Raw genomic sequence first — 5595 nt, forward strand, 5'->3', positions numbered from 1 at the left:
TGGTTATATTGCTACCATCAAAAGCAACGTCTGAAGGCACGGTAATAACTTGAATATAATCTTCAATGGTTCGTCCGCAGGCATCGGTAAAATTCCATGTGTTGGTATAAGTGCCTTCATAATCGCAATCGCTATTCTGAACAAAATCTCCAGAAGTTTTAATCAGATTGAAATTACAATTATCGGGCTCGGGAAAAAGGTTTTGAGCGTTTTCCAAATCATTTGGATTATCCAGAGATAGGGTTCTGTCTAAATTTCCAACAGGCGTTTCCCAATTTACAATAGGTTGGTTTATGGCTATTATTAGAGGATTACCTAATTGGCAATCATTCAACTCATCCGAGCTATAGGTTGTAAATGTATTTGGGTTTTCATCACCCGTATAGGTAGCTGTAAATAGAAGTTGGAAGTTTAAATTACAAGTATCTTCAAGAAAATAGCACGCATCGTTAACCTTTAAGTTAAACTGAATATTTAAAAATGCATCACCTACATCAAGCAAACCATCTTCAATAAAAAATTCTAAAAGTCTTGTGGTGTTATCATAATTATAGGTGATACCGTCGGGCAAATCATCAGCCGAAACAAATTCAACATTGGTTGGTATGGTTTCAGAAAGTACGACGTTAAGCGCATTATCATTTCCTGTGTTAGAAAAATTTAAACCAAAAGTAACAACCTCGTCTGCATCGGTGGTATCATCAAAAGCCTCGGAAGTAAGCGTTATAGGGTAGAGGCTGGGCGACCAAACTTCAACAGCGAGCCCTAATAAAAACAGGCTGTAAGTCTCTTGATTGGAGGTCAATCGAATAGTGGCAGATGTTTGGCTATTTCCAATAAGATTATTGTCTGGATTGTCAAGTTTAAAAACGGCCGCATCAAAACCTAAGGTATTTAAACTGGCAGGGTTTCTGTCCGTAAAGTTCGTGTCTCCAATAGTGATTCTACTATTAAAAAAATTATCGGCAACCCGCCATGGGGCTGTAATATCAATAAAATCGCCAGCAATGTTTTGTATTTGAAACCTATCGCCAGTTAAAATTCTATCGCCTTCCAAAGCACCAAGTAAAGTATTAATATTTACTGGACCATTAGCAACGGTTGTAAAACCAGAAAAATTAATATCGTAATTATTAAAATCTCTGGTAATATGCGCATAGCCATCAAAAATACTCACGTTTTTGGAAACTAACTCCGGACTTTCATAAACATAAACAATTTGCCAACCTCCCGAAGTTCCGGTATTTCCGGTGCCATGCTGAAATAAAAAGCCTGTTTTAGCTTCAACATTGGCCACTTGATAAGTACCAAAAGGCGTTTCTAAATTAGTGACTAAAGGCGTAATATCCTTAAAGCACACATAAGGATCGTTGCTAAAATGGGTATCTCGACCTCTGTAAATAACGGCGTCTGCTGTTAAAGTTTCATAGGTCGTACTTCCAGGCAGGATGAGTTTAACATCATTAAAATTCCAATCGGGTTGGTTGTCTTCTTCAGCCTCATTTTCTTTATCGGCTGCTGCCCAATATAAATAGGCTTTTTTGATTGTAATACAGGTTAAATCGGGCTCAGGGTTCTCAAAATTGGCGCTACTGGAATTAAATGTTGAGGGGTCATTATCAATATCAACATAAACATTATCAGTAAAACTATGGTTGTCATCTTCACCATTATAGTTTTCTGTGGCAGTTCGAGATAAAACATTATTGGCAATCATTGTAAAATCGCCGTTTATCATTTCGTTAAAACGAGGTGTAAATTCTTTTTGTATTTGAGCAAAACTGGTAAGGGAAACAGCAAACAAACCTAAAAGTAAAAATAATAGTTTTTGCTTGTAAAATGGGCGTTTAAGGATATATGTAAAACAAGAGCCCATTGGAGGATTTATGCGTTTTTTAATGAATAAAATAGACTTGTAAATTGAAAAAACAGTAATTATCCATTCAATTTACAAGCCTTAAAATAAACATTTTTTTATTTAAAATAACTAAACGACTGTCCGTCTTTTATATTAAGTAATGTTTCATAAATTAATTTAATCACGTTTTCAACATCCTCCTTATGCACCATTTCAACAGTTGTATGCATATAGCGTAACGGTAACGAAATTAAAGCAGAAGCCACACCGCCATTGCTATAAGCAAAAGCATCGGTATCGGTTCCAGTAGCTCGAGAAAGGGCAGAACGTTGGAAAGGTATTTTCTTAGCCTCGGCGGTATCCGTAATTAAATCACGAAGTTTTTGCTGTACCGCAGGTGCATAGGCTATAACAGGACCTTTACCCATTTCTAATAATCCAGCTTTTTTCGGCTCAATCATAGGCGTTGTGGTATCGTGCGTCACATCAGTAACAATAGCCACATTTGGTTTAATAGTTTGGGTAATCATTTCGGCACCACGCAAACCAATTTCTTCCTGTACAGAGTTTGTAATGTAAAGTCCAAACGGTAATGTTTTTTTGTTTTCCTTAAGCAGTCTCGCCACTTCAGCAATCATAAAACCACCCATGCGGTTATCAATAGCGCGACACACAAACTTATCACCATTTAAAATATGAAATTCATCCGGATAAGTAATCACGCACCCAACGTGCACACCAAGTTTTTCAACATCTGCTTTTGTAGCACAACCACAGTCAATAAAAATATTATCTGGTTTTGGAGCTTCCTCTTTAGATTTATCGCGCGTATGGATTGCAGGCCAGCCAAAAACACCTTTTACAATGCCTTTTTTAGTATGAATATTCACCACTTTGCTCGGTGCAATCTGGTGGTCGCTTCCGCCATTTCTAATCACATAAATCAGTCCGTTATCCGAAATATAATTCACATACCACGAAATTTCATCCGCATGGCCCTCAATAACCACCTTGTATTTTGCCTTTGGGTTAATAACCCCAACCGCAGTTCCGTAAGTATCCGTTATAAACTCATCCACGTACGGTTTTAAATAATCCATCCACAGCTTTTGTCCGTCCCACTCATAGCCAGTCGGTGCTGCATTATTCAAATATTTTTCTAAAAAGTCCATCGACTTTTTGTTCAATATGCTCTTCTTTGCCATCTATATAAATTTTGTACTAAAATAATAATATAAAATGTAATGGAATAGATTATCTATATTCTTATTTATGAAAATATTTTGGGCGCCTATCTGCCGACAGGCAGGCCTAACGTGCTTATTTGCTAGCTAGTGTTTTAACCGATAAATTATTTTTTTCATGGATGGCTTATTTAAGCACATTTTTAAAAAAAACTAATCATTTTTAGTAAAATAGCCTTCATTCGAAACGGCAGCATCACTAACAGATATACTTGCGGTTTTAAACCATACCTCGGCATAATTTCCATCGGCATATTGTTTTTGAATATCGCCACCATGCGTTTCAGCTCCAGAACACCAGTTTTTATTAATATCTGGAGATTTCCCATTAGTTTGATTATAACAACCTAATTTAAAAAAGCAACCCTCGCCAGTATATGCGTTTTCGCGCTCAACACCGTCTTGCCCCATCGGTACAAATAAATTTTGTGTTTGCTCAGGAATGTCAGTTTTTTTAGCATATTCAGATACCAATAAGTTTTTTGTAAACGTTTTGGTGTCATGACCTTCACTTGTAAATGTTAGGTGCATGACACCATCTTTAACTTCAACTGTATAACTAAATTCTTCTCCTAATTTTATACCATCTTCAGGTTCTTCTGGGTAGGTGTCTGCAGTTGCTCCAACAACGGAAAAATCGTTGCCCCAAACCGCAGTTGAAAAATCCCATCTCCCTGAATTGTCGTCGCCTAAAGTATTAATTTCATAATGCCAAAAAACAGATCCTTTAGTATGACTTGGGAATTTCTTGTAAAAGATTTTTAGTGGTTCATTTTCATGTTTATCGGCACTATGAATCTGGCCAACAACTACAGCGTGCGTTGCCGCTACACGAGCATCACCAGTAGCCGAAACATTCATAACTTTAAGAGTGGCTGTCAATTTATCATCGGCAGTTTCAGGATACCATTTTTTTATTTGTGCCAATTCAGTTCTTGTATTGTTTGAAGTTCCGTGCGTGTCGCCGCCATTAGGTGCCTTAAAAACTACCCAATCATTTTTGCCATCATTAGTTGTATAAAAGAAATCTTTGTTTTCAAAATTATTGGCAATGCCAACATTCGAACCATCACCTAAAATCAATTTCCAATCATCAAAAAAAGGAATAACATCATTTGCATAAACGGTTTTTTCAATGTGTTCTACTTCAGTTTTTTTTTCTGAATTCTTACAACTACTTAATATTAAGAAAGTACCAAGTATTAAGCATGTTACTAAGGTTGTGATGTTTTTGTTATTCATGTTGTTATGGATATTATGTTAAAATATAATGCTGTTTTTATTAAAAATTTGCGGTCAAAAATTCTAGACAAAACAATTTTAAAAGGCAATGAAATTTAATAATTGTTTTAATAATGCCTAGTTAGGCGAATTTCGTCATTTTTATTGACAATTTCAAGGAATCTTTTAATTCAATAATTCAATACGCAATTCTTAGAAATTCAGTATTTTTGGCATAATAAATGTCCCATAATTTATTAGTGAAACGCTATTTTTAAAAGTCTGAAGGACGTATTAAAAATAGTTAGTTGAACTAATCCCGCTTTTGGGCGGGATCTTAGGTTAAACTATTTTAATTTAATGAACTACTTAAAGTACATATTTGTTATTTTTCCTTTATTGCTAGGTGCGCAGATAATGGAAACCGAACAAGATTCCATATCTGAAAAGTATTTGATAATAGAGGGCGATTCGCTTCCAAGAACTTCCATTGATTTAGATGAAGTTATGCTGCTTCACAAACTTAAATTTGACAGCAAAAATGACCGAATTCGATATTTAATTTTGCGGCGAAAAACCATAAAAGTATATCCGTATGCTAAATTGGCTTCGGAGCGTTTAGATTCGATGAATGCTCGCATGAAGACGCTCACAAAAACCCGAGATAAGAAACGCTATACCAAGCGTGTTCAAAAATATATAGAAGGTGAGTTTTCAGAAGAATTAAAAAAATTAAGCCGAACCGAAGGGCAAATTTTAGTAAAACTGATTCACCGTCAAACAGGTAAAACCACCTTTGATTTGATTAAAGAATTGCGAAGTGGGTGGCGCGCTTTTTGGTACAATACGACGGCTAGCATGTTTGATATTTCATTGAAACGTGAGTTCGACCCTGAAAATGAAAAAGAAGATTATTTAATTGAAGATATCTTGCAACGTAACTTTCAAAGCGGACGCTTAGAGCAACAAAAACCAGCCATTGATTTTGATTTTTACGATTTAACCAACAAATGGGTGCATCAAAAAACACCAGAATAAATGCGAATACAATCACCTTTTGAAGAAAAATTAAACGCCATAACTCATGGTTTAGGTGCTTTGCTTGGTGTTGTAGCTTTGGTGTTACTGATTACGCATAATTCGAATAAAACAGATTGGAGCTTATTTAGCGTTATTGTTTATGGGGTTTCCATCATTGTTCTTTTTACGGCTTCAACTTTTTATCATGCTGCAAAAGGGGAGAAGTATAGGCATTATTTCAGAATTATAGAC

4 protein-coding genes and 1 pseudogene are annotated in these 5595 nt (G+C 35.7%); 2 read left to right on the top strand and 3 right to left on the bottom strand.

Features of this window, described 5'->3' with window-relative positions; translation table 11 throughout:
- From WBN21_RS03965 to WBN21_RS03975, 3 genes and pseudogenes are all read right to left on the bottom strand, one after another.
- Positions 1-1876, bottom strand: a pseudogene (locus WBN21_RS03965) (hypothetical protein); the annotation flags it as partial.
- Positions 1877-1974: 98 nt separating this feature from the next.
- Positions 1975-3063, bottom strand: coding sequence for a M42 family metallopeptidase (locus tag WBN21_RS03970; protein WP_424197999.1), 1089 nt, complete (start codon positions 3061-3063; stop codon positions 1975-1977).
- 192 nt (positions 3064-3255) lie between these two features.
- Complete coding sequence (locus WBN21_RS03975) at positions 3256-4344, bottom strand: polysaccharide lyase family 7 protein (protein WP_424198000.1); 1089 nt, start codon at positions 4342-4344, stop codon at positions 3256-3258.
- Between the two features lie 339 nt (positions 4345-4683).
- On the opposite strand from WBN21_RS03975, the gene WBN21_RS03980 reads away from it, so the two are divergent.
- Together WBN21_RS03980 and WBN21_RS03985 are read left to right on the top strand one after the other, a co-directional pair.
- Entirely contained in the window at positions 4684-5361 is a 678-nt protein-coding gene (locus WBN21_RS03980) for a DUF4294 domain-containing protein (RefSeq protein ID WP_424198001.1), read from the top strand.
- The coding region (locus tag WBN21_RS03985) for a hemolysin III family protein (protein WP_424198002.1) at positions 5362-5595 on the top strand (234 nt) is incomplete at its 3' end.

The sequence above is a fragment of the Algibacter sp. genome, from assembly GCF_049667265.1.
Lineage (GTDB): Bacteria > Bacteroidota > Bacteroidia > Flavobacteriales > Flavobacteriaceae > Algibacter_B.

What these genes read in the sequence shown, in the direction of transcription:
- WBN21_RS03970 (WP_424197999.1), bottom strand. Translation starts at nt 3,063, where the DNA reads ATGGCAAAGAAGAGCATATTGAACAAAAAGTCGATGGACTTTTTAGAA.
- WBN21_RS03975 (WP_424198000.1), bottom strand. Translation starts at nt 4,344, where the DNA reads ATGAATAACAAAAACATCACAACCTTAGTAACATGCTTAATACTTGGT.
- WBN21_RS03980 (WP_424198001.1), top strand. Translation starts at nt 4,684, where the DNA reads ATGAACTACTTAAAGTACATATTTGTTATTTTTCCTTTATTGCTAGGT.